26 protein-coding genes are annotated in these 23,404 nt (G+C 68.2%); 16 read left to right on the top strand and 10 right to left on the bottom strand.

Annotation, left to right across the window (positions count from 1 at the left end; translation table 11 throughout):
* Positions 1 to 37: 37 nt before the first annotated feature.
* Genes EJI01_RS05450 through EJI01_RS05440 form a run of 3 tightly spaced genes read right to left on the bottom strand, consistent with a single transcriptional unit; the run spans position 38 to position 4,822 of the window.
* A complete protein-coding gene (locus tag EJI01_RS05450; RefSeq protein WP_126836090.1) occupies positions 38 to 1,093 on the bottom strand; it encodes a 2-oxoacid:ferredoxin oxidoreductase subunit beta in 1,056 nt (351 codons plus the stop codon).
* Positions 1,090 to 2,964: a 2-oxoacid:acceptor oxidoreductase subunit alpha gene (locus tag EJI01_RS05445; RefSeq protein WP_260602332.1), complete on the bottom strand. Its 1,875-nt coding sequence runs from the start codon at positions 2,962 to 2,964 to the stop codon at positions 1,090 to 1,092. Before EJI01_RS05445 ends, EJI01_RS05450 begins: the two co-directional genes overlap by 4 nt.
* Positions 2,965 to 3,022: 58 nt before the next feature.
* Positions 3,023 to 4,822, bottom strand: a complete 1,800-nt coding sequence (locus tag EJI01_RS05440; RefSeq protein ID WP_126836089.1) for an FAD-dependent oxidoreductase — start codon at positions 4,820 to 4,822, stop codon at positions 3,023 to 3,025.
* 324 nt (positions 4,823 to 5,146) lie between these two features.
* Here EJI01_RS05440 and EJI01_RS05435 point away from each other — a divergent pair, with 324 nt between their 5' ends.
* Positions 5,147 to 5,962, top strand: a complete 816-nt coding sequence (locus tag EJI01_RS05435) for a hypothetical protein (RefSeq protein ID WP_126836088.1) — start codon at positions 5,147 to 5,149, stop codon at positions 5,960 to 5,962.
* Here EJI01_RS05435 and phnN read toward each other — a convergent pair.
* From phnN to phnF, 3 genes are all read right to left on the bottom strand, one after another.
* Positions 5,946 to 6,518, bottom strand: coding sequence for a phosphonate metabolism protein/1,5-bisphosphokinase (PRPP-forming) PhnN (phnN, locus tag EJI01_RS05430; RefSeq protein ID WP_126836087.1), 573 nt, complete (start codon positions 6,516 to 6,518; stop codon positions 5,946 to 5,948). The two genes, EJI01_RS05435 and phnN, sit on opposite strands and share 17 nt — an antisense overlap.
* Positions 6,515 to 7,207: a DUF1045 domain-containing protein gene (locus EJI01_RS05425; RefSeq protein WP_260602331.1), complete on the bottom strand. Its 693-nt coding sequence runs from the start codon at positions 7,205 to 7,207 to the stop codon at positions 6,515 to 6,517. Before EJI01_RS05425 ends, phnN begins: the two co-directional genes overlap by 4 nt.
* A gap of 165 nt (positions 7,208 to 7,372) precedes the next feature.
* Complete coding sequence (gene phnF / locus EJI01_RS05420) at positions 7,373 to 8,128, bottom strand: phosphonate metabolism transcriptional regulator PhnF (RefSeq protein WP_126836085.1); 756 nt, start codon at positions 8,126 to 8,128, stop codon at positions 7,373 to 7,375.
* 77 nt (positions 8,129 to 8,205) lie between these two features.
* On the opposite strand from phnF, the gene phnG reads away from it, so the two are divergent.
* The 7 genes from phnG to EJI01_RS05385 are packed head-to-tail and all read left to right on the top strand — an operon-like array spanning position 8,206 to position 14,022.
* The gene (phnG, locus tag EJI01_RS05415; RefSeq protein ID WP_126836084.1) at positions 8,206 to 8,721 is read left to right on the top strand and encodes a phosphonate C-P lyase system protein PhnG; all 516 of its coding nucleotides are present in this window, start codon (positions 8,206 to 8,208) and stop codon (positions 8,719 to 8,721) included.
* The gene (phnH, locus tag EJI01_RS05410; protein ID WP_126836083.1) at positions 8,718 to 9,353 is read left to right on the top strand and encodes a phosphonate C-P lyase system protein PhnH; all 636 of its coding nucleotides are present in this window, start codon (positions 8,718 to 8,720) and stop codon (positions 9,351 to 9,353) included. Before phnG ends, phnH begins: the two co-directional genes overlap by 4 nt.
* 2 nt (positions 9,354 to 9,355) lie before the next feature.
* A complete protein-coding gene (locus EJI01_RS05405) occupies positions 9,356 to 10,453 on the top strand; it encodes a carbon-phosphorus lyase complex subunit PhnI (RefSeq protein ID WP_126836082.1) in 1,098 nt (365 codons plus the stop codon).
* On the top strand, positions 10,450 to 11,322 hold the full coding sequence (locus EJI01_RS05400) for an alpha-D-ribose 1-methylphosphonate 5-phosphate C-P-lyase PhnJ (protein WP_126836081.1): 873 nt from the start codon (positions 10,450 to 10,452) through the stop codon (positions 11,320 to 11,322). Before EJI01_RS05405 ends, EJI01_RS05400 begins: the two co-directional genes overlap by 4 nt.
* A complete protein-coding gene (phnK, locus tag EJI01_RS05395) occupies positions 11,319 to 12,101 on the top strand; it encodes a phosphonate C-P lyase system protein PhnK (protein ID WP_126836080.1) in 783 nt (260 codons plus the stop codon). Before EJI01_RS05400 ends, phnK begins: the two co-directional genes overlap by 4 nt.
* Positions 12,102 to 12,160: 59 nt before the next feature.
* On the top strand, positions 12,161 to 12,877 hold the full coding sequence (gene phnL, locus EJI01_RS05390) for a phosphonate C-P lyase system protein PhnL (RefSeq protein WP_126836079.1): 717 nt from the start codon (positions 12,161 to 12,163) through the stop codon (positions 12,875 to 12,877).
* Positions 12,874 to 14,022, top strand: coding sequence for an alpha-D-ribose 1-methylphosphonate 5-triphosphate diphosphatase (locus EJI01_RS05385; protein WP_126836078.1), 1,149 nt, complete (start codon positions 12,874 to 12,876; stop codon positions 14,020 to 14,022). The genes phnL and EJI01_RS05385 overlap by 4 nt, the downstream gene beginning before the upstream one ends.
* A 12-nt stretch (positions 14,023 to 14,034) precedes the next feature.
* Here the strand turns inward: EJI01_RS05385 and EJI01_RS05380 are convergent, their stop codons facing one another.
* The gene (locus tag EJI01_RS05380; protein ID WP_185878821.1) at positions 14,035 to 15,138 is read right to left on the bottom strand and encodes a lipocalin family protein; all 1,104 of its coding nucleotides are present in this window, start codon (positions 15,136 to 15,138) and stop codon (positions 14,035 to 14,037) included.
* A gap of 37 nt (positions 15,139 to 15,175) precedes the next feature.
* On the opposite strand from EJI01_RS05380, the gene EJI01_RS05375 reads away from it, so the two are divergent.
* Positions 15,176 to 15,592, top strand: a complete 417-nt coding sequence (locus EJI01_RS05375) for a DUF4189 domain-containing protein (protein WP_185878820.1) — start codon at positions 15,176 to 15,178, stop codon at positions 15,590 to 15,592.
* 257 nt (positions 15,593 to 15,849) lie between these two features.
* On the opposite strand, the gene EJI01_RS05370 is transcribed toward EJI01_RS05375, so the two are convergent.
* Positions 15,850 to 16,137, bottom strand: a complete 288-nt coding sequence (locus EJI01_RS05370) for a hypothetical protein (RefSeq protein WP_126836075.1) — start codon at positions 16,135 to 16,137, stop codon at positions 15,850 to 15,852.
* Positions 16,138 to 16,521: 384 nt separating this feature from the next.
* On the opposite strand from EJI01_RS05370, the gene EJI01_RS05365 reads away from it, so the two are divergent.
* The gene (locus EJI01_RS05365; protein WP_409513931.1) at positions 16,522 to 17,661 is read left to right on the top strand and encodes an SMP-30/gluconolactonase/LRE family protein; all 1,140 of its coding nucleotides are present in this window, start codon (positions 16,522 to 16,524) and stop codon (positions 17,659 to 17,661) included.
* 34 nt (positions 17,662 to 17,695) lie between these two features.
* On the opposite strand, the gene EJI01_RS05360 is transcribed toward EJI01_RS05365, so the two are convergent.
* Positions 17,696 to 17,947, bottom strand: a complete 252-nt coding sequence (locus tag EJI01_RS05360; protein WP_126836073.1) for a hypothetical protein — start codon at positions 17,945 to 17,947, stop codon at positions 17,696 to 17,698.
* Positions 17,948 to 18,048: 101 nt separating this feature from the next.
* Complete coding sequence (locus EJI01_RS05355) at positions 18,049 to 18,573, bottom strand: GNAT family N-acetyltransferase (protein WP_126836072.1); 525 nt, start codon at positions 18,571 to 18,573, stop codon at positions 18,049 to 18,051.
* Between the two features lie 140 nt (positions 18,574 to 18,713).
* Here EJI01_RS05355 and EJI01_RS05350 point away from each other — a divergent pair, with 140 nt between their 5' ends.
* From EJI01_RS05350 to EJI01_RS05325, 6 genes are all read left to right on the top strand, one after another.
* Positions 18,714 to 19,466, top strand: coding sequence for a TerC family protein (locus EJI01_RS05350; RefSeq protein ID WP_126836071.1), 753 nt, complete (start codon positions 18,714 to 18,716; stop codon positions 19,464 to 19,466).
* Positions 19,467 to 19,574: 108 nt separating this feature from the next.
* The gene (gene phnC / locus EJI01_RS05345; protein WP_126836070.1) at positions 19,575 to 20,426 is read left to right on the top strand and encodes a phosphonate ABC transporter ATP-binding protein; all 852 of its coding nucleotides are present in this window, start codon (positions 19,575 to 19,577) and stop codon (positions 20,424 to 20,426) included.
* Between the two features lie 34 nt (positions 20,427 to 20,460).
* Positions 20,461 to 21,408, top strand: a complete 948-nt coding sequence (gene phnD / locus EJI01_RS05340; protein ID WP_126836069.1) for a phosphonate ABC transporter substrate-binding protein — start codon at positions 20,461 to 20,463, stop codon at positions 21,406 to 21,408.
* A 169-nt stretch (positions 21,409 to 21,577) separates the two neighbouring features.
* The gene (phnE, locus tag EJI01_RS05335) at positions 21,578 to 22,369 is read left to right on the top strand and encodes a phosphonate ABC transporter, permease protein PhnE (RefSeq protein ID WP_260602330.1); all 792 of its coding nucleotides are present in this window, start codon (positions 21,578 to 21,580) and stop codon (positions 22,367 to 22,369) included.
* 7 nt (positions 22,370 to 22,376) lie between these two features.
* Positions 22,377 to 22,967 (top strand): phosphonate degradation HD-domain oxygenase, encoded by a 591-nt coding sequence (locus EJI01_RS05330; RefSeq protein WP_126836067.1) that lies wholly within the window; start codon positions 22,377 to 22,379, stop codon positions 22,965 to 22,967.
* A 41-nt stretch (positions 22,968 to 23,008) separates the two neighbouring features.
* On the top strand, positions 23,009 to 23,389 hold the full coding sequence (locus tag EJI01_RS05325) for a nuclear transport factor 2 family protein (RefSeq protein ID WP_126836066.1): 381 nt from the start codon (positions 23,009 to 23,011) through the stop codon (positions 23,387 to 23,389).
* Positions 23,390 to 23,404 lie beyond the last annotated feature (15 nt).

The following is a 23,404-nucleotide window of genomic DNA, read 5'->3' as shown; positions in this document are numbered from 1 at the left end:
TCCTTTCGGAACGCGTGATGTTGCGACGGACCTTGGTTTAACGCAAGGCGGCGTTGAGCCGCTCCAGCGCACCGGCGCCGGGGCACAGCTCGGCGGGCCCCAGCGTGTTGAGCGGCCGCCCGCTGGTGTTGAGCGCCGTGTGCAGATCGGTGGCCAGCGGGTCGACGTAGAGCAGGCCCGTCACCACCTCGCCCATTTCCTGGTGCCGCTGCATGTAGGCCATGGCGGCGTAGCGGTCGCCGGGGTTGTAGTCGGGATGCAGGCTGCGCAGCCGCAGCAGCGTGCCGTCGTGCTGGCGCACGTCCATCACTTCGCCCGGCGCCATGTCGACGGTGATCTCCTCCCGCCCGCTGATGAAGTCGATGCGGCTCACCGCCTCGTTGTGTTCGCGCACGTAGTCGTAGCTCTTGGTGCTGCCGGGGTGGTTGTTGAAGGCGACACAGGGGCTGACTACATCGATGAAGGCGGCGCCGCCGTGGCTGATCGCGCCCTTGATCAGCGGCACCAGCTGCGCCTTGTTGCCCGAGAAGCCACGCCCCACGTAGCTGGCGCCGAGCTGCAGCGCCATGGCCACCAGGTCCACCGGGCTGTCGCTGTTGATGACGCCCTTCTTGCTCTTGGAGCCCTGGTCGGCCGTGGCCGAGAACTGGCCCTTGGTCAGGCCGTAAACCCCGTTGTTCTCCACGATGTAGGCCATCCGCACGCCGCGCCGCATGGCATGGGCGAACTGGCCCAGGCCGATGGAGGCCGAATCGCCGTCCCCCGAAACGCCCAGGTAGAGCAGGTCGCGGTTGGCCAGGTTGGCGCCGGTCAGCACGCTGGGCATGCGGCCGTGCACCGTGTTGAAGCCGTGCGAGGCGCCCAGAAAGTAGTCGGGCGTCTTGGAGCTGCAGCCGATGCCCGAGAGCTTCGCCACCCGATGCGGCTCGATGTCCAGCTCCCAGCAGGCCTCGATGATGGCGGCGGAAATCGAGTCGTGGCCGCAGCCGGCGCACAGCGTGGAGATCTTGCCCTCGTAGTCGCGCCGCGTGTAGCCGACCTTGTTGGTGGCCAGCGTCGGGTGGTGCAGCTTGGGCTTGGCGATGTAGGTCATGCGGGCTCCTTGGCGAGATGGGCGCCGATCGCCTGGACCACGAAACGCGCAGTGATGGGTGTGCCGTCGAAATGCAGCACGGGGACCAGCCGGGCGGGATCGATGCCGAGCTCGTTGACCAGCAGGCTGCGCATCTGGCCGTCGCGGTTCTGCTCGACCACGAACACCTTCGCATGGCGCGCGAGGAACTGCGCCACGCGGTCGGGGAATGGAAAGGCGCGCAGCCGCAGCGCGTCCAGGCGGATGCCGCGTTCGTCCAGCGCCTCCAGCGCCTCCTGCATGGCCGGGCTGGTCGAGCCGAAATAGATCACGCCCAGATCCGTCTTCTCGGCGGCCAGCCGCAGCACCGGCTGCGGCACCATCGTGGCCGCGGTCGCGAACTTCTTCAGCAGCCGCTCCATGTTGTAGATGTAGTCGGGGCCGCGCTCGGAATACCGTGCGTAGGCGTCGCGCGTCGTGCCGCGGGTGAAAAAGCTGCCCTTGGTCGGGTGCGTGCCCGGCAGCGTGCGCCAGGGGATGCCGTCGCCGTCCACGTCCTTGTAGCGGCCGAAGTCGCGGCCCGCCTCCAGCTCTTCGGCGCTCATGACCTTGCCGCGGTCGTAGGCGCGGCTGTCGTCCCACTCGAAGGGCGCGCACAGGCGCTGGTTCATGCCGATGTCCAGGTCCGTCATGAGGAACACCGGTGTCTGCAGCCGGTCGGCCAAGTCCAGCGCCGCCGCCGCGTGCTCGAAGCACTCGTGCGGATCCTCGGGAAACAGCAGCACGTGCTTGGTGTCGCCGTGCGAGGCGTAGGCGCAGGACAGGATGTCGGCCTGCTGGGTGCGCGTGGGCATGCCGGTGGAAGGCCCGCCGCGCTGCACGTTGATGAGGGTGACCGGAATCTCGGCGAAGTAGGCCAGGCCGATGAACTCCGCCATCAGGGAAATGCCCGGCCCCGAAGTTGCGGTGAAGGCGCGCGCGCCGTTCCAGCCGGCACCGACCACCATGCCGATCGAGGCCAGCTCGTCTTCCGCCTGCACGATGGCAAAGCGGTTCTGGCCGTTGGCCGGATCGACGCGGAACTTCATGCAGTACCGCTGGAAGGCCTCGGCCACCGAAGACGAAGGCGTGATCGGATACCAGGCCGCGACCGTGGCGCCGCCATACACGCAGCCCAGGGCCGCGGCGCTGTTGCCGTCCACGAAGATCCGGTTGCCCACCCGGTCGGCGCGCCGCACCTGCAGCCCGAGGGGCTGGCCGCGCAGGTGCTCCCGCGCGAAGTCGCAGCCCAGGTGCAGCGCCTGGACATTGGAGGCCAGCAGCTTTTCTTTGCCCTTGTACTGCTCGCCGAACAGCTTCTCGACCACTTCGGGCTCGATGCCCAGCAGGATGGCCAGGGCTCCCACGTAGACGATGTTCTTGAACAGCTGGCGCTGGCGCGGGTCGTGGTAGACGGCGTTGCAGATCTCGGTCAGCGGCATGCCGATCACGCGGATGTCGTCGCGGAACTTCGACGGCGGCAGCGGCCGCGTGCTGTCGTAGAACAGGTAGCCGCCGGGCTCCAGTTCGGCCACGTCGGCATCCCAGGTCTGCGGGTTCATCGCCACCATCATGTCGGTGCCGCCGCGCCGCCCCATATGGCCCCGCTCGCTCACGCGCACCTCGTACCAGGTCGGCAGGCCCTGGATGTTGCTCGGGAAGATGTTGCGCGGGCTCACCGGCACGCCCATGCGCAGGATGGCCTTGGCGAACAGCTCGTTGGCCGAGGCCGAGCCCGAGCCGTTGACGTTGGCGAACTTGATGACGAAATCGTTGACGGCTTCGATCTGCGGGATGGCGCTCGACGGGGCTTTCCCGCCTTCGGGCGGCCGTGCTGCGGGAATGGCGCTCATGGGTTGCCCTCCGCGCAATGCGCTGCGGTGCTGTTCGACTTGGGAGCGGCCCGGCGTTTCATGCTGCCACCTCCTGCCCTGCGGGCGTCATCTTCAGCAGGAACTTCTGCATGTCCCAGGCGCCCGTCGGGCAGCGCTCGGCGCACAGCCCGCAGTGCAGGCAGACGTCTTCGTCCTTGACCATCACCCTGCCTGTCTTGAGCCCGCCGGAGACGTACAGGTCCTGCGACAGGTTGAGCGCCGGCGCCTTCAGCCGGGCCCGCAGTTCGCTCTCCTCGCCGTTGGCGGTGAAGCTGATGCAGTCCATCGGGCAGATGTCCACGCAGGCATCGCATTCGATGCACGCGGCCTCGGTGAACACGGTCTGCACGTCGCAGTTGAGGCAGCGCTCGGCCTCCTTGAAGGCGGTGGCGGCATCGAAGCCCAGCTCCACCTCCACCCGGATGCTGGCCAGCGCCTTCTCGGCCTTGGCCCAGGGAACCTTGTAGCGCAGGTCGTTCGAGGTGTCGTTGTCGTAGCTCCACTCGTGGATGCCCATCTTCTGCGACACCAGGTTGGTCATGGGCGGCGGGCGCACGCCGACCGGCTGGCCGTGCAGCAGCCGGTCGATCGACACCGCGGCCTCGTGCCCGTGGGCCACGGCCCAGATGATGTTCTTGGGGCCGAAGGCCGCATCGCCGCCGAAGAACACCTGCGGCACGGTGGACTGGAAGGTGTTTTCGTCCAGCACAGGCAATCCCCCCTTGTCGAAGTCGATGCCGCAATCGCGCTCGATCCAGGGGAAGGCGTTCTCCTGCCCCACCGCCACCAGCACTTCGTCGCATTCGAAGAAGGCATCCGGCTCGCCGCTGGGCACCAGCGTGCGGCGGCCCTGGCCGTCGTACTCCGCGCGGACGATCTCGAAGCGCATGCCCAGCAGCTTGCCGTCGTCGTGCACGAAGGCCTTGGGCACATGGAAATTGATGATCGGGATGCCTTCGTGCTGGGCATCCTCCTTTTCCCAGGGCGAGGCCTTCATTTCCTCGAAGCCGCTGCGCACGACGACCTTCACGTCGGTGCCGCCGAGGCGGCGGGCCGAGCGGCAGCAATCCATCGCCGTGTTGCCGCCGCCCAGCACGATCACGCGCTGGCCGATGCTCGTGACGTGGCCGAAGGAGACGGAGTTCAGCCAGTCGATGCCGATGTGGATGGCGGCCGCCGCTTCCCGGCGCCCGGGAAGATCGAGGTCGCGCCCGCGCGGCGCGCCGCAGCCGACGAAGATGGCGTCCCATCCCTGCGCCAGCAGGGCCTTCATCGAATCGATGGGCTCGCCGCCGCGGAATGCCACGCCAAGGTCGAGGATGTAGCCCGTCTCTTCGTCGATCACCGACTCGGGCAGGCGGAAGTGCGGGATCTGCGTGCGCATGAAACCGCCGGCCTGCATGTCGCTGTCGAACACCGTCACTTCATAGCCCAGCGGCGCCAGGTCGCGCGCGACGGTGAGCGAGGCCGGCCCCGCGCCCACGCAGGCGACGCGCTTGCCGTTCTTCGGCGCCACCGCCGGCATGCGCGAACGCACGTCCTCCTTCATGTCGGCAGCCACGCGCTTGAGCCGGCAGATCGCCACCGGCTCCGGCTTGCTGGCGTTGCTTTCCTCCACGCGCCCGCGCCGGCAGGCCGGCTCGCAAGGCCGGTCGCAGGTGCGCCCGAGGATGCCGGGGAAGACGTTGGAGACCCAGTTGATCATGTAGGCATCGCCGTAGCGGCGCTGCGCGATCATGCGGATGTATTCGGGGACCGGGGTGTGCGCCGGACAGGCGTACTGGCAATCGACGACCTTGTGGAAATAGGTCGGGTTGGCAATGTTGGTTCGCTGCAAAGCGTGTCTCCTGTTTGCCGCCCGGGGGCTCCGGGGGGAGGAGCCGGCTCGGGTCTGCCCTCAGTATGCGCCGCACTGGCCGGCGCAAATCCTTGGTGAAATCCCGCAGCAGGAGGCCTTGCGCGCCTGCGCCGGCACCAGGCCGTTGCGCTCCGCCTCGCCGCCGATCCCCTGCGTCGAGTCCTACATGCAGAGTCGGCAACGGCGCATTGGCACCGCACCGGCGCTGGAGGGATAGTCGCGTTCGCGCCCAGGGGAGCATTGCGGCCGACAGATCCAGAGCGGAAAGCACGCCAAGACTGCCGCACTTCAGGATCCTGCCTCATGTCTTCGACGCGTTTGTGCGCCCTTGCAGCGGCCGTGGCCGGCGCCGGCCTCCTCGCTGCCACCCCGGCGCTGGCCGAACCCTCGCCGGCCCTCGACCGCTTCAGCTTCTCGGTCGGCGCCTTCAATGCCGACCCCACCTTCAATGCCTCGCTGAACACGCCCTACGGCCGGCTGGACCCGGGCGACATCAAGGCCAGCGACGTGACTATGCCGCGCATCACGGCCGACATCCTGCTGGGCGACAGCCAGGGCCTGTCGCTCGACTACTACCGCTTCAAGCGCGACTACGGCACCGGCTTCGCCGACAGCTTCGCGTTCGGACCGACCTCGGTCACCGCCTTGGCCAACGTCAATTTCTCGACCAAGCTGGAGTTCGCCAAGATCGCCTACAAGTGGTGGATCGGCTCGGGCAACACGGTGCTGGGCCTCGGCGCCGGTGTGGCGTACTACAAGGCAACCCTCGACACCAGTGCCATCGCCGGCGTGAACGGGGCCACAACCACCTTCAATCAGCACGACAGCGACGACGCCTTCGCGCCGCTGCTCGAAATCGGCGTGCGCCATGCCATCACGCCGGACCTGCGCCTGTTCGCCGATGCCTCTGGGGTGCGCAAGGGCGGCAGTGGGCTGCACGGTCATATCTACAACGCGGCCCTCGGCGTCGAGTGGTTCCCGATCAAGAACGTCGGCCTGGTGCTGTCCTACGGCGTGAGCCAGATCGATCTCAGGCGCGACATCGACAGCATCAGCAGCACCGCGCGCCTGAAGGTCAGGCTGAAGGGGCCCTCGGCCTTCGTCAAGGCGCGCTTCTGAGCGAAGCCGGGCGCTGCAGCCGCTCGAAGGCCTGCAGCAGCTGCGCCCCGGCCTCGGCCAGCGCGCCGTCGTTGCGCACCTCGATGGCATGCGCCGGCGCCTTGAACGCCAGGGCCCGACGCACGCGGGCATCGACCATCACCGGCGTCTCGCGCCCGCGCGCCAGCAGGCGCTGGCGCAGCACCTCGATGCTGGCCGTCACATACACCACCGTCAGATGCGGAAACCTCTCGAGGGCCTGCGGCAGGTAGGCGCGCGACCCGTTCACGATCACCCACTTGCCCAGGTGCAGGGGCGAGAGCTCGTCGTGGCGCACGCCGTAGCGCAGGCCGTTGGCCTGCCAGTCGAAGGCGAAGGCCTGCGCTTCGTTGAGCTGCTCGAAGGCCTGCGCGCTCACGCTGTGGTGCTGCTCGTCGCCGGACCGAGGCGGCCGCGTGATCGTGCGGCGCGCCAGGTGCATCGGCATGTGCGGCGGCAGATGGTCCTCGAGCCAGGCCAGGAGGCTGTCCTTGCCGGCGCCGGAGGGCCCCATCACGTAGACCAACTGCCCTTTCATTGCCCGAGCTCCATCTGTTCGAGCAGCACGAAGTCCGCGCCGGGCCTGGGTTCGGCGAACAGCGAGAGCGTGTCGAAACGGCAGGCGGGCAAGCCGGCGAAGCGCTCGCGCGCCGCATCCTCGATGGCCTGCACGATCGACGGCGCCGCATCGCGCAGCGTTCCCGTGAGCGAGAGATGGAAGCGGAAGCGCTCCAGCACGAAGGGATAGCCCCAGCGCAGCAGCAGCGCGTCTTCCTCTTGCGTGAGGCCGGCCGCGCGGCGGCGTTCGATCTCGGCCGGCGCCGGCGGCGCGGCCAGTGCGTGCAGGCGCGTCACGCAGGCGGCAGCGATGTCCTCGATCGCGCGGCTGCCGACCCCGGGCACCAGCGCCAGAAAGTCGTCGAGCATCGCGACCTTCAACGCGGGCATCGCGAAGGGCTCGAAGTCCTCGCAGATGCTGCGCAATCCGGCGCGCAGCTGCTCGGCATCGGCGCCCGGCGCCAGCGCGAAGGGCGCCTTGAGCGTCGCATGCCAGCCGTAGCGCCGCGGCGCCTTCGTCAGCCGATGCAGCTCGGGCGCGGGCACGCCCGGCAGCGGCGCCTGCGGCAGCGGCTCGAGCCGCGAGGCGCAGCGTCCGAGCCAGCGGCTGCCGGCGCGCCACCAGGCGCTGTCGAGGCGCGGCGCGAAGTAGACGGCCCAGCGGTTCATGTGCATCAGTTCTCCACGAGGCATCGCGTGACACGCGACACGTGAAGCGCGAGGCTCATTCCAGGAACACCACGGAACCGGCTTTGCCGGGCCGTCGGTGTTGCCCCCGGTGAGGGGGTTGGCGTAGCGACACGAAGTGCGCGAAGCCTGGGGGAGAGCAACATTTCACTCATCGTGCGTTACCGTCAATGTGACTCGATCGCCCGCGAACCAGGCCCGCGCGAACTCGATGGGCACGTCTTCGGTGTCCACGTTGACGCTCTCGACGAAGAGCACCGGCCGCGCGGCCGGCTGCCGCAGCTGTGCCGCCACCTCGGGCTCGGGCATCTGCGCCGTGATGCGGCTCTCGTGCCGCGTGTAGTCGTGCACGCCGTGCGCGGCAAAGGCCGCGGTGATGGAGCCGGTCTCGCGCACCACCGCATCGAGCTGCTCGAAACGCGGCAGCGGAAAGAAGCGCTCGCTGATGTGCAGCGGCTGCTGCTCGGCCTCGCCCAGCACCTGCAGCCGCAGCAGCGTGCTGCGCGCGGGCAGCTGCAGCGCGCGCGCCTGCGCGGACGTGGCGCGCACCGTGCTCGATGCCAGCACGCGCAGGGCGCCGCGCATCCCCGCCAGCGCCATGCTCTGGTGGTGCCGCGTGCGCTTGGCCAGCACCAGGTCGACCGCGAACTCCTCCACGTAGGTGCCGCTGCCCTGCGTCACGCGCAGCAGGCCCTGGCTGCTGAGGCTGGCGAGCGAGCGGCGGATGGTGTGGCGGTTGACGCCGAACTGTTCGGCCAGCGCGTGCTCCGAGGGCAGGCGCTGGCCAGGCGGGTAGATGCCGCGGGCGATCGATTCGGCCAGCTCGGCCGCGATGCGGGTCCAGAAACTGTCGCGCGCTGCGCGCGCCGGAAGCGGGTCGGGAGAAGTCGTGATGGCTGTCATGAAAGCTACATGCGTGCGCCCTAAGCTGGCGCCAGTTGTTCGATTTGTCTATACAACTTTCCCAGATTAGCACCCCCATGTTTCATGCCTTTGACAACCACCCTGCGCGCCGGCCGCCGAGCCGCGCGCAGTGGATGGCCGTGCTCGCGCGGGCGCCGCTTTCGATGCTGGAGCCGGCGCTGGGCGAGCACGCCCGGCGTACGCCCCAGTGGCTGCGCGCGCCCGAGACGGGCCTCATGATGGTCCAGGGCCGCGCCGGCGGCACGGGCGAGCGCTTCAACCTGGGCGAGATCACGGTCACGCGCTGTGCGCTGCGCCTGCACGGCGTCGCACACGAAGGCGCGGCCGTCGGCGTCGGCTATGTGCTGGGCCGTTCGCACCGGCAGGCCCAGCTCGCGGCGGTGGCCGATGCGCTGCTGCAGGATCCGGCGCAGCAGGAGGCGCTCGACGCGCAGCTGCTCGCGCCGGTGCGCAAGCACCTGGCCCGCGAGCGCGCCGAGCGCCATGCGCGTGCGCAAGGCAGCAAGGTCGAGTTCTTCACCGTTGCGCGCGAAGCCGGCGGTATCGATGGCAGCGAGGAGGACAGCGAATGAACAGGACCACCACCGATCTCTCTAAGGTCGGCGCCGGCTTCTCGGATCTCGCGCTCGGCAGCCAGGCCGTGTTCCGCGCCGCGCTGGAAGCGCTCTCGCATCCGGGCCGCATCGTCGACTTGCCGCACGATGCCGAAGTGCCTCGGCACGGGCACGCGGCTTCGGCCGCGCTGCTGCTCGCGCTGCTCGATCCGGACTGCAAGCTCTGGCTCTCGCCAACACTGGCGAAGAGCGATGCCGCGGCCTGGCTGCGCTTCCATTGCGGCTGCGTGATCGTCGAGGACCCGTCGCAGGCCCAGTTCGCCTGGATCGCCGGCGGCGACGAGGCGCCCGCGCTCGAGCGCTTCGCCCAGGGCAGCGACACCTGCCCCGACCAGTCCGCCACCTGCGTGGTGGACGTGCCCTCGCTGGCCGATGGCGACGACTCGGAAGGCTGGACCCTGCGCGGCCCCGGCATCCGTACCGAGACGCGCCTGTGCGTCGACGGCCTGCCGCCCGAGCGCGCCGAAAAGCTGATTGCCCAGCGCGCCGCGCAGCAGGCGGCCTTCCCGCGCGGCGTCGACCTGTTCCTCGCCACCGAGCACCAGATCGTCGGCCTGCCGCGCACAACGCACATCGAGCTGGAACACTGAGCATGTACGTTGCAGTCAAAGGTGGCGAAGCCGCCATCCTCCACAGCTACCGCTTGCTGGCCGAGCAGCGCCGCGGCGATCCGGCCACGCCCGAGCTCTCGGTTGCGCAGATCCGCGAGCAGCTCAAGCTCGCGGTCGACCGCGTGATGACCGAAGGCTCGGTCTACGACCCCGAGCTCGCCGCGCTCGCGATCAAGCAGGCCTCGGGCGACCTGGTCGAAGCCATCTTCCTCTTGCGCGCCTACCGCGCCACGCTGCCGCGCCTGGGCACCAGCGTGCCGCTGGACACCGCGCGCATGCAGCTCGACCGCCGCATCTCCGCCACCTTCAAGGACCTGCCCGGCGGGCAGGTGCTGGGGCCGACCTACGACTACACGCAGCGCCTGCTCGACTTCACGCTGCTCGCGAGCGGCGATGGTGCCGCTCGCCAAGCGGCCGCACCTGCGGCGCCCGTCGACACGCCCGCGGCCACGCCGCGCGTGGTGGATCTTCTCAACCGCGAAGGCCTGATCGAGACCCGTCCCGAGCCGCCCGGCGACCCCGCCCCGGTGGACCTGACGCGCGAGCCGCTGCGCTTTCCGGCTGCGCGCGCGACGCGCCTGCAGAACCTCGCGCGCGGCGACGAAGGCTTTCTGCTCGCGATGGCCTACTCCACGCAGCGCGGCTATTCGCACAGCCACCCCTTCGTCGGCGAGATCCGCTTCGGCAGCGTCGCGCTCGAGATCGAGCCCGAGGAGCTGGGCTTTGCGATCTCGATCGGCGACATGGAGATCACCGAGTGCGAGATGGTCAACCAGTTCGCCGGCAGCAAGACCGAGCCGCCGCAGTTCACGCGCGGGTACGGCCTCGCCTTCGGCCACAGCGAGCGCAAGGCGATGGCGATGAGCCTGGTCGACCGCGCGCTGCGCGCCGACGAGCTCGGCGAAGCCGTCGAATCGCCGGCGCAGATGCAGGAGTTCGTGCTCTCGCACAGCGACAGCCTCGAAGCCTCCGGCTTCGTGCAGCACCTGAAGCTGCCGCACTACGTGGACTTCCAGTCCGAGCTGGAGCTGGTGCGCCGGATGCGCAGCGCGCCCTCTTACCAGGGAGACGATGAATGACCGAGATGCACATCAATTTCGCCTATCTCGACGAGCGCACCAAGCGCATGATCCGCCGCGCCATCTTGAAGGCCGTGGCCATTCCCGGCTACCAGGTGCCCTTCGGCTCGCGCGAGATGCCGCTGCCCTACGGCTGGGGCACCGGCGGCATCCAGGTCACGGCCTCGGTGATCGGGCCGCAGGACGTGCTCAAGGTCATCGACCAGGGCTCGGACGACACCGTCAACGCGGTCAACATCCGGCGCTTCTTCGAGCGCACCACCGGCGTGGCGACCACCACGCGCACGCGGGACGCCACGCTGATCCAGACCCGCCACCGCATTCCCGAGGCGCCGCTGGCGGAGGGCCAGGTGCTGGTCTACCAGGTGCCGGTGCCGGAGCCCATGCAGCGCCTGGAGCCGCGCGAGGCCGCGACGCGCACGCTGCACGGGCTGGCCGAGTACGGCCTGATGCACGTCAAGCTCTACGAGGACATCGCGCGCTACGGCCACATCGCGACCACCTACGACTACCCGGTGCTGGTCAACGCGCGCTACGTGATGTCGCCCTCGCCCATCCCCAAGTTCGACAACCCCAAGATGCACATGAACCCCGCGTTGCAGCTCTTCGGCGCCGGCCGCGAGAAGCGCATCTATGCGGTGCCGCCCTACACCGCCGTCGAAAGCCTGGGCTTCGAGGACCATCCCTTCGAAGTGCAGCGCTGGGACGCGGCCTGCGCGCTGTGCGGTGCCACCGACAGCTTCCTCGACGAGGTGATCACCGACGACAGCGGCACGCGCATGCATGTGTGCTCGGATTCCGACTATTGCCGGTCGCGGCAGCAGCAGAGCGCGGCGATGCCGGCGCCGCAGCTGGCGGAGGTGGAATGAAGAGCGCCACCCTTCCCCTGCTGCGCGTGCGCGGCATCGGCAAGCGCTACGGCGATCGCGTCGCGCTGGCCGACGCTTCCTTCGACCTCTGGCCCGGCGAGGTGCTGGCCGTGGTCGGCGAGTCGGGCTCCGGCAAGACCACGCTGCTCGATGCGGTCGCGGCGCGCAGCCGGCCCGACCAGGGCAGCGTGCAGTTCCACACCCGCACCGGCGGCCTGCAGGAAGTGTTCGCGATGAGCGAGGCCGAGCAGCGCCTGCTCGCGCGCACCGACTGGGGCTTCGTGCACCAGAACGCCGCCGACGGCCTGCGCATGGATGTCTCGGCCGGCGCCAACGTCGGCGAACGCCTGATGGGCCTCGGCGAGCGGCACTACGGACGCCTGCGCGCTACCGCATCGGAATGGCTGCAGCGCGTGGAGATCGATCCGCAGCGCATCGACGATGCGCCGCGCACCTTCTCCGGCGGCATGCGCCAGCGCCTGCAGATCGCGCGCAACCTGGTGACGCGCCCGCGCCTGGTCTTCATGGACGAGCCGACCTCCGGCCTCGACGTCTCGGTGCAGGCGCGGCTGCTGGACCTGCTGCGCCAGCTCACGCGCCAGATGCAGCTCGCCGCCATCGTGGTCACGCACGACCTCGCGGTGGCGCGCCTGCTCGCGCACCGCATGATGGTGATGCAGAAAGGCCGCGTGGTCGAAGCCGGCCTCACCGACCAGGTGCTGGACGACCCGCAGCATCCCTACACCCAGCTTCTCGTTTCCTCGGTACTGCAACCATGAGCCCCGCCCGGCCGCCCGAAGGGGCTCGCATCGCAGTGCTCAGCACGAAGGTGATTCAAATGAACGTTCCGCTGCTCCAGATCCGAGGCGTGGCCAAGCGCTTCACCCTCCATCAACAGAACCATCTCGAGCTCTCGGTGTTCGAGGGCCTCGAGCTCAGCGTCTCGGCCGGCGAATGCGTGGTGCTCGACGGCGCCTCGGGCCTGGGCAAGAGCACGCTGCTCAAGCTCATCCATGCCAACTACCGCGCCAGCGCGGGCCGCATCACGGTGCAGCCGCCGGGCGCTGCACCGGTCGAGGTGACCGAGGCCGATCCGCGCGAGCTGGTGCGGCTGCGCCGCGACACGATCGGCTACGTGAGCCAGTTCCTGCGCGTGATCCCGCGCGTGCCGGCGCTCGACGTCGTGGCCGAGCCGCTGGCCGAGGACGCGGGCGACGACCCCGCCGCCCTCGAAGCGGCGCGCGAGGAGGCACGCAGGTGGCTCACGCGCCTTTCCATTCCCGAACGCCTGTGGCATCTGCCGCCCGCCACCTTCTCGGGCGGCGAGCAGCAGCGCATCAACATCGCGCGCAACATGATCAAGCCCAAGCCGCTGCTGCTGCTGGACGAACCGACCGCTTCGCTCGACGCGGCCAATACCCGCACCGTGATCGAGCTGATCCGCGAGGCCGCGGCGCGCGGCGCGGCGATGGTCGGCATCTTCCACGACGCCGAGGTCGGCGCTGCAGTTGCGACACGCCGCGTCAACGTCGCCGACTTCAGGAGCCCTGCATGAACACGGTATTCAAGGACGCCCGCATGGTGCTGCCCGGCGAGGTGGTGCGCGGCAGCCTCTCGGTCGCCGACGGCCGCATCGCGGCGCTGCACAACGGCCACACCGGCGTAGCCACCATCGACCTCGAGGGCGACTACCTGCTGCCCGGCCTGGTCGAGGTCCACACCGACAACTTCGAGCGCCACCTGATGCCGCGGCCGAAGGTGCAGTGGGCCGAGCTGCCGGCGCTCCTGGCGCATGACGCCGAAGTGGCCGCCGCCGGCATCACCACCGTGTTCGATGCGCTGGGCGTCGGCGAAGCCGATACCGACAGCCTGCGCGGCAGCACCTGGAACCAGACGCTGGCCACGCTCGACAACTGCACCGCCCGCGACCTGCTGCGCGCCGACCACCACCTGCACGTGCGCTGCGAGCTGCCGGCACCCAACACCATCGAGCTCTTCGAGCCTTTCCACGGCCATCCGCGCGTGTCGCTGATCTCGCTGATGGACCATACGCCGGGCCAGCGCCAGTGGGAAAACCTGGAGGTCGCGCGCATCTACTACACCGGCAAGAAGGGCTGGAGCCAGGAGAAGTTCGAGCGCCAGGTCGCGCATGCAGCCACGCTGCAGGCGAAGTACGCCGAGCCGCACCGGCGCCACTTCGTCGACTACTGCGCAACGCACGGCATCGCGCTCGCGAGCCACGACGACACCACCGTGGCGCACGTCGAGCAGGCCCATGCGGAAGGCGCGAGCATGTCCGAGTTCCCGACCACGCTGGCCGCCGCTGGCGCGGCGCGCGAGCGCGGGCTCTCCACCGTGATGGGCGGGCCCAACGTCGTGCGCGGCGGCTCGCATTCGGGCAACGTCGCGGCGGCCGAGCTGGCGCGCCGCGGCCTGCTCGACATCCTTTCCTCCGACTACGTGCCGAGCAGCCTGCTCGGCGCCGTGATGAGGCTGGTGGAGGACGAGATCCTCACGCTGCCGCAGGCGGTGAACACCGTCACGCGCGCGCCGGCGCGGGCCACCGGCCTGCACGATCGCGGCGCGATCGAGGCCGGCCTGCGGGCCGACCTGGTGCAGGTGCGCATGGCCGAGCTGCCCGACGGGTCGCGCCATGCGGTGGTGCGCGGCGTCTGGCGCGAAGGGCGGCGCGTGCTGTAGCGTCGGTCGCGATCATTTGCGAGCGGCCTGCGTCGCGCGCACGCGGTCATACCCGCTCAGCTCGAGAAACCCCTGGCCGGTGGCGCTCCCCGTCACCTTGACGGCGCCCTCCCAGTAGATGTTCGCGGTGGTCTCGCGCGAATCGAATTCGCTGTCGGCAAGGAAGGGCTTGATGTTCAGCACGCCGGATGGAAGCTTGATGGTCCATTCGACGGGGTAGCTGATCTTCGTGCCCGGGCTGGTCCACCTCTGGACGGGCACCAACTCGATATCGTCCGGCTTCAGCGGCACGGAGCCGCTCGCGTTCGAGACCGTTCCCGCCGTCATGACCCTGCGGCCGGCCATGTCGAAAAGCTCGTAGAGCATCAGGTCGGAGCCATCCGCCAGATGCAAGGCGAACCAGTTCCAGCCGAGGGCCAGCACATCGAAATCGCCCCATTGGTGATCGAACCACACGTCGCCGCTGACCTGGACGGCCTTTCCGCCGATGGAGACTTCGCCCTGCGCGGCAATGCGGGGGCGTGAATAGTAGTAGCTGATTCCGCTCTGGCCGAAATCGAGCAGCCCCGGTGTTTGCGAACCGGCAGCCCGATGGGCGACCGGCGGGCGCGAATCGCTCAGGTCGAGCGCGATGGAAGCGCCGTTCAGGGAAGCGCGCACGAGATGGGATGGACCGGATGCAGCGACCTGCCAGCGGTCCTGCCTCAAGTCCAGGCCGCTGGCGACGCTCTTCGCCGGAACGCCGCCGGTGCGCGTTTGACGGGAATAGCGCTGCCCGGTCTGGAGGTCGGTCAGCGCCGCGTGCATGACCGTGTGCTTGACCAGCCCGTTGGCGACGAAGACCACGACGTGGAATGCATAGCGAGCGCCTGTCTTCGCGTCGAGGATGCCGTTGTAGTACCACCATTCCATGCCGCTGCCATGAGGAGCGTCGTCGGCCGGCAGGTTCAGGGGCGGGAGAGCGGCGGTTCGTTCGATCGCATTCCTGCTCGGGTCGCGCGACCCGCCCGGCGCCGCGATGGCCGGGGCCGGCTCGGACGTCCATACATAGAGAAGGCCGGCGCCGATGAGCGCGACGACGGCAACCAATGATGCAAGGGAGGGTCTCAAGCGCATGACTCTCTCACAATATCCAGCCGTACAGGAGATATCGATGGAGAGAAGAAAGGGCCGAGGGATCGGCTGGCCTGCGCTGCTGTTGTGCTGCGCCCTGGCGGGCATCGCCGTGCGTCCGGCCCATGCCGGCCCTGGCGACGGCCCGAGCTGGGGCGCGATCGCGTCGATGCATGGGTGGTATGGCTACTCGATCAACCACCCGTCCCGCGACGCGGCGGAGCTTGCGGCGCGCGCCCAATGCGATCGCGCGGCAGGCCGCTCCGGCGCGTGCGCGGTGCGCGCCTACTTCGATCGCTCATGCGGCGCTCTCGCGATCGGCAACCATGGGGAATGGGGCACGGCCACCGCTGCGACGGCGGGCGCTGCGGGCAAGTCGGCCGCCGGCCGGTGCGAGAGCCATCTGCCGACCGAGCCTTGCAAGGTCGTCGTCGGCGTCTGCTCGCCAGTCCGCTGAATCATTGAAATGGGCGGTGAGGGACGCCCGAGACGGGATGCGACGCAAGGCGCAAAGCGCAGCGATACCCGTAGGCATCGCGAGCATTTGCAACGCCGCAGACGGCCCCTTGGCTGGGCAACCCGAAGGGAAGGCCTGCCAGGGCGCGCCACTCGGCGTTGCGCTCCTTGTGCGTGCCGACGCACGCACGGCGTCGCGCGCCTTGATTGGCCCGCCCTGGCAGGCCTTCGCGACCCCGCAAATAGCGTTAACAGGCCCTAGCGTGTCACGAAGCTGAGCCGCGCCTCGTGCGGCAGCGCGTCGCGCACGAGATTTCGGGCATCGTCGTCCGCGAAGTCGAAAAGCGCATCCGGGATCTCGTCTTCATCGAGCGCGAAGAGGATCTCGATGGCCTCTTGCTGGGCTTCGGAGAAGACGCCGACCTGGGTCAGGCGATCGAACTTCGCGGCCGTCTCCTGCGGCGCCAGCTGGCGCAGCGCGAGCAACTCGAGCACCAGCTCGATCTGCGACGGGTTGAGGGGTTCGGGGGCGACAGGGGGCTTCATGGCGTGCGGTCCTTTTGGGTGGGCTCGGGACTGTTCCTTTTGCCGTGAAACCAGTCTCTTCGCCGATCCTTAAGCGTCGCTGAAAACTGCCGTCGGATGCCGCCTCGAGCGCCGAAACCTGGCGTCGGCGTGATGAAAGTCTCGCGCGATCGGGTCGTTCGTCGTGGTGCATACGACACCGATCGGGAGCTCGCCAATCTGGTGCAGCCGGAGAGAAGCGCGTAGCATGCGACCGGCTTTTGCGGTCTCGCGTTCTCCAGCTTCTTCCATCGTTTTCGTGGGGTGAGTCATGGCACAAGAAAAACTCGACTCGAGATTGAATAGTTCGGTACTACGCCGCAAGCTTCTTCGCGGCGTGGGAGCCGCGGTAGGCGCGCCATCGTCGTGCCGCGCTGGGCGCATGCGCAAGCTACCTCGGGCGGACCGGCTGCGCCGCCGAGCACCATCACGCAGCCGCCGCGCGACTTCAGCCGGCGCGGGGCGCCGACCACCTACTTCACCGACCCCGACGTGCTCACGGTCGACCCGGCCTTCGACGGCCTGCGCCAGCCCAACGCGCCGATCCAGCGGCTGTGGACCGGCGCGTTGTGGGCCGAAGGGCCGGCATGGAATTCCGTCGGCCGTTTCCTGGTCTGGAGCGACATTCCGAACAACCGCCAGCTGCGCTGGAGCGAGGACGACGGCCACGTCAGCGTGTTCCGCGCGCCTTCCAACAACAGCAACGGCAACTCCTTCGACTACCAGGGGAGGCAGCTGTCCTGCGAACATCTCACGCGGCGCGTCGTGCGCTACGAGCTCGACGGTTCGGTGACCATCCTCGCCTCGACCTTCAACGGCAAGCGACTCAACTCGCCCAACGACATCGTCCCTCATCCCGATGGCAGCTACTGGTTCACCGATCCGCCGTACGGCGCCCAGCTCTACGAGGGCACGGTCGACGCCGCGGGCGGGCCCGCGAACAAGGCCGGGCGGCTGAATCCGAAGCTCGGGCAGCCGCCGGAGATCGGCGCGTACAAGCGCGAACTGCCGACCGCGGTCTACCGCCTGGACAAGAGCGGAACGCTCACGCAAGTGGCCGGTGAAGATCTGGTGCCGGACCCGAACGGGCTGTGCTTCTCGCCTGATTTCAAGAAGCTCTACGTCGTCAGCACCGGGCAGGGACCGGGCGACACCATCGCCGGTGGCAAGGGCGACATGTACGTGTTCGACGTCGGGTCGGACAACCGGCTCAGCAACGGCAAGCTCTTCAGCAGCTTCATGGTCGACGGCGTGAAGTGCGGGCCCGATGGCGTGCGCACCGATGTGGACGGCAACCTGTGGTGCTCCAGCAATGCGGGTCGCAGCGTGGGCTACAGCGGCGTCACCGTGTGGACGCCGCAAGGCCGGCTCATCGGGCGCATCCGGCTGCCCGAGGTCTGCGGCAACGTCTGCTTCGGCGGCCCCAAGCGCAACCGCCTGTTCATGGCGGCCAGCCAGTCGCTGTATGCCGTCTATACGGCGACGCAGGGTTCGGCGCCGGGCTAGTCCACTTCAGCGGACTAGGCGCGCGAGCCTGCCGCTATGCCTGCGAACGCGGACTCTGAACGTCGGACTCTCTGCGGCGATGGCCGTACACGCCTTCGTTGCCATCTTCGTCGCCGTCGATATACGAGACAGTGATTCCGTCGAGATCGGCAAGCGGCTGCAGGAAGTCGACAAGCTGAGATGCCGTGATGCCTTCGGCCTTGATGGCGTTCCAATGCTTGAACAGGATGGACCTCAGCGCCGCCTGCTGCGCTTCTGCATCGTCCGCGGGTGACCAATGATTCATGGCCGAAGCTCCTGGGAGTTCTCACTCGACTCCGGGTGCTATCGTAGGGTCGGCAGCGCAGGCATGCCGACAAATTGCGGTTCGGTCCTACGCTGAAAGAGTTACAGGCTGCTCTCGATCATCGTCATGGAATCGTGCCGCAGCAATGCCATCGAATAGCTGTCGAAGTACTCGCCGTCCACCCGGAAAGCGCGGCGCAGGAGCCCTTCGACTTCGAAGCCGAGCCGTTCGTAGAGGGCCTTGGCGTTCGTGTTGTCGGCGCGCACCGTGAGTTCGATGCGCGTCATTCCCTTCGCCCATGCCGCCGCGATGGTTGCCTGCATCAGCTTCGCGCCGATGCCCAGATGCCGCGCGGATGGAACCAGGCCTATGCCGAGAATGCCCACATGCGACCGGGCCTGGCCGTGGCTCGGCAGCACGTCGCACCAGCCGGCCACCCGTCCGTCCCGCAAGGCGAGCATCTGGCAGCCGCCGTTGGCGATGATGGAGCGGTAGAAGTCGAAGGCCTGCTCCACAGGGGGCGCCTGCGTAAATGCAAGAAATCGCTTCTCGCGCGCCACGGTGTCGAGCGCGGCATGCAGCCCCGCGAAATGCGCTTCGGAAACGGGTTCGATCGACAGATTCATTCTCAGCCTCGCAGCGCCGGAGATCGCGCTCGCCTCACGATACATGGCCTGCGCCGCGATCGGGGCATACCTTGCCGTGGCATTTCTGCGCAGATACTTCCGCCCAATCCAACCACCCCTGCCATCCCGAAAGGATCTCAATGATTGAACTCCTGACCGATCCGCAAGTCTGGATCGCCTTCGCGACCTTGACTGCGCTCGAGCTCGTTCTGGGTATCGACAACATCATCTTCATCTCGATCCTGGTCGACAAGCTGCCGCCCGCCAGGCGCGAATTCGCACGCCGGGTCGGGCTGTTCATGGCCATGTTCATGCGCATCGGGCTGCTGTTGGTGCTGGCCTGGATCGTCGGCCTGGTGGCACCGCTTTTCTCGGTGCTCGGGAAGGACATCTCGGGCCGGGACCTGATCCTGATCCTGGGCGGATTGTTCCTGATCTGGAAGAGCACGAGCGAGGTTCACCAATCGCTGGAAGGCGGCCACGGCGAGGAGAAGCCCAGCGCGGTCGGGGCCACCTTCGCCTCCGTCATCCTCCAGATCATGCTCATCGATCTGGTGTTCTCGCTGGACTCGATCATCACCGCGGTCGGCATGGTGGACGACGTGCGGGTCATGATCGCCGCGGTGGTTGCCTCGGTGGGGCTCATGATGCTGTTTGCCGGCCCGATCGGCCGCTTCGTCTCCAACCATCCCACCATCAAGATGCTGGCCCTGTCCTTCCTGGTGGTGGTGGGCGTGGTGCTGGTCGCGGAGGGCTTCGGCCATCACGTGCCCAAGGGTTACGTGTACTTCGCGATGGCCTTCTCCGTGACAGTGGAAATGCTCAACATCCGGATGCGCAAGAAGTCGGCCAAGCCGGTGGCGCTGCACCCGCCCCATATGCCGGGAGATTGAGCGCCGCGCGCCGCGCGGCGGGTGACACACGGGCGTCGTCAAAGCGTCAAGAGGCCGTCACAGCCGGTGATCAGACTCCGGTTGTCTAGACGACTTCGGAACTCGACGATGGAAACCGCCCTGCGCATCCACCAGCTCAACAAGCATTTCGCCAACGGCCGGCACGCGCTGCGCGACATCAACATCAGCGTGCAGCGCGGCGAGATGGTGGCGCTGATCGGCGCCTCGGGTTCCGGCAAGTCCACGCTGCTGCGCCATGTGGCGGGCCTGGTGGCTGCCGACGGCGGCAGCGACTCGCTGATCGAGATCGACGGCCGCTGCGTGCAGCAGCGCGGGCGCATCCACCGCGACATCCGCAAGGTGCGCGCGCAGGTCGGCTTCGTGTTCCAGCAGTTCAACCTGGTGGCGCGGCTGCCGGTGCTGGTGAACGTGCTCGTGGGCTCGCTGCATCGCATGCCGTGGTGGCGCAGCTGGACGCGCGCCTTCACCGCCGCCGAGCGCGCGCTGGCGCTCGACGCGCTGGCCCGCGTGGGCATCGCCGATTGCCATGCGCAGCGCGCCTCCACGCTGTCGGGCGGCCAGCAGCAGCGCGCCGCGATCGCGCGCACGCTGGTGCAGGGCGCGAAAGTGGTGCTGGCCGACGAGCCCATCGCCTCGCTGGACCCCGAATCCTCGCGCAAGGTGATGGAGATCCTGGCGCGCATCAACCGCGAAGACCGCTCGACCGTGATCGTCTCGCTGCACCAGGTCGAGATCGCGATGAAGTACTGCCCACGCGTGATCGCGCTGAAGCAGGGCGAGGTGGTCTACGACGGCCCCTCCTCTGCGCTCTCCGCGCCGCTGCTGCGCGAGCTCTATGGCGCGGCGGCCGACGAACTGCTGTCCCCTGCTCCCGCCGACGCCCCCAACGTGCATGTGCTGCCGCAACCCGCGCTGGTGCCGTGGGCGGCGGCGGCCTGATTTCCTTCCTTCTCCTTCCAACCCGGAACCCGCCATGATCAAGAAACTGTGTGCAGCCCTGGCTATCGGCCTTTGCATGACGACCGGCGCCTTCGCGCAGGACATCAACTTCGGCATCATCTCCACCGAGGCGACGCAGAACCTCAAGCAGGACTGGCAGCCGCTGATCGACGACATGAGCCGCCAGACCGGGCTCAAGGTCACTGCCTTCTTCGCGCCGGACTACGCGGGCATCATCGAAGGCATGCGCTTCAACAAGGTGCATCTCGGCTGGTTCGGCAACAAGTCGGCGATGGAGGCGGTAGACCGCGCCGGCGGCGAGGTGTTCGCGCAGATGGTCAATGCCGACGGCACCCAGGGCTACTACTCGCACCTGATCGTGCACAAGGACAGCCCGCTCAACACGCTCGACGACGTGCTGAAGAACGGCAAGAGCTTGAGCTTCGGCAACGGCGACCCGAACTCGACCTCGGGCTTCCTGGTGCCGAGCTACTACGCCTTCGCGCAGAACAAGGTCGATGCCAAGTCGCTGTTCAAGCTCACGCGCAGCGCCAATCACGAGACCAACGCGCTGGCCGTGGCCAACAAGCAGGTCGACGTGGCCACCAACAACAGCGAGAACCTGGAGAAGGTGAAAGAGCGCTCGCCCGAGAAGTTCAAGGAGATCAAGATCGTCTGGACCTCGCCGCTGATCCCGCTCGACCCGCTGGTCATGCGCCGTGATCTGCCCGAGGCGACCAAGGCCAAGATCAAGAACTTCTTCTACAACTACGCCAAGACCGATGCGCGCGAGAAGGAGATCATCATGAAGATCTCCAAGCTCTCGGGCTTCAAGGAATCGAGCGACAAGCAGCTGGTCCCGATCCGCCAGCTCGACCTGTTCGGCCAGCGCACCAAGGTCGAGGCCGATGCCGCGTTGAGCGATTCGGACAAGAAGACCCGCATGGCGGAGATCGACAAGAAGCTGAGCGCATTGAACTAGCTCTCCCCCAAGCTTCGCGCACTTCGAGTCGCTGCGCCACCCCCTCACCGGGGGCAACACCAGCGGCCCGGCAAAGCCGGTTCCGCGGTGTTTCCCGAACAGGCCTGGCTTCGCCGGCCGGCCGTACCGATGCGCAGTGCTGGAATCAACTGAAATGCAACCCTCGCTCATGAACCCACGCCCGCCGCTGCCCGCCGCGGCGGTGCCGAAGCGCAGCTTCGCCTGGCATGTCGCGTGGGCGCTACTGCTGATCCTGCTGGCGGCCTCATGGAAGGGCGCCGACATGCGGCCCTTCGATCTCGTGCGCGACTCGGGCAACATGGCCACCTACGCGGCCGAGTTCTTTCCGCCCGACTTCACGCAGTGGCGCATGTACGTGGAGGAAATCGTCATCACGCTGCAGATCGCGCTGTGGGGCACCGCGCTGGCGGTGCTCACTGCCGTGCCGATGGCGCTCCTGGCCTCGGCCAACATCGTGCCGTGGTGGGTCTACCAGCCGATGCGGCGCCTGATGGACGGCTGCCGCGCCATCAACGAGATGGTGTTCGCCATGCTCTTCGTCGTCGCCGTCGGGCTCGGGCCCTTCGCCGGCGTGCTGGCGCTCTGGGTCCACACCACCGGCGTGCTGGCCAAGCTCTTCGCCGAAGCGGTGGAGGCCATCGATCCGCAGCCGGTGGAAGGCATCCGCTCGACCGGCGCGAGCGCGCTGCACGAGATCGTCTATGGCGTGATCCCGCAGGTGATCCCGCTGTGGATCTCGTATGCGCTCTACCGCTTCGAATCGAACGTGCGCTCGGCCTCCGTGGTGGGCATGGTGGGCGCCGGCGGCATCGGCGTCGTGCTGTGGGAGATCATCCGCGGCTTCAAGTACGCGGAGACCTGCGCGGTGATGCTGATCATCGTCGCCGCCGTCAGCGCGATCGACCTGGTGTCGGCGCGCATCCGCAAGCTTCTCGTCTAGAGCTTCCATGGCATTGACCGTCGAAGAGATCGCTCGTCTGCTGGGCACCAAGGGCCAGCGCCAGTACGGGCGCGAAGCCGTGAGCCAGCTCGCGCACGCGCTGCAGTGCGCGCAGCTCGCCGAAGAAGCGCAGGAGACCCCCGAGACCGTGGTCGCGGCCCTGCTGCACGACCTCGGCCACCTGCTCGCAGCGGAACGCGCGGACGAAGCCGTTCACGCCGAGCAGCAGCGCGACGACCTGCACCAGTACATCGCGCTGCCCTTCTTGCGCGGACTGTTCGCGCCCGCAGTGCTGGAGCCGATCCGCCTGCACGTGGATGCCAAGCGCTACCTGTGCGCCGTCGACGCGGGCTATCGGGAGACGCTGTCGCCGGCATCGAAGCGCAGCCTCGAGCTGCAGGGCGGCATCCACACGCAGCAGGAAGCGCAGCGCTTCATGGCTCAGCCCTTCGCGGCCGAGGCGGTGCGGCTGCGGCGCTACGACGACGCGGCCAAGGTGCCGGGCCAGGCCACGCCGCCGCTCGCGCACTACATGTGCTTGGCCAGGGCGCTGGCATGTCAGGCACAGCCTACGCGCGAGAGGCTCACGGCCTTGTAGATTGGTCGGCTCCGCGTTCCAGACGAAGGAAAGGATCCGCCATGAACCCCAGCGACAAGGCCGAAGTGGCCAAGGCCTGCTACGAGGCCTACGTGAAGAAGGACCGCGCCGCCATCGAAGCCCTTCTTGCCGAGGACTTCCATTTCACGAGTCCGCTGGACAACCGGCTCGACCGCGCGACCTACCTGGAGCGCTGCTGGCCCAACAGCAAGGCCGCTGAGGCCTTCGAGTACGTGAATCTCGTGGAGGACGGGGACCGCGTGTTCGTGACCTACGAGGCGCGGAACACCGGCGGCCATCGCTTCCGCAACACCGAAATCCTGACCGTCCGGAGCGGAAGGCTCGTCGAAGCCGAGGTGTACTTCGGCTGGTCCCTACCGCACGAAGCCAAGCCGGGCGGCTTCGTGGACAAGGCCTCCTAGGCAGCTCGCCTTCGG

This window comes from Variovorax sp. MHTC-1 (assembly GCF_003984645.1).
In the GTDB taxonomy this organism is placed as follows: domain Bacteria; phylum Pseudomonadota; class Gammaproteobacteria; order Burkholderiales; family Burkholderiaceae_C; genus Variovorax.
Note: the sequence above shows the minus strand (reverse complement) of the source record. Positions and strands in the feature narration are given on the sequence as shown.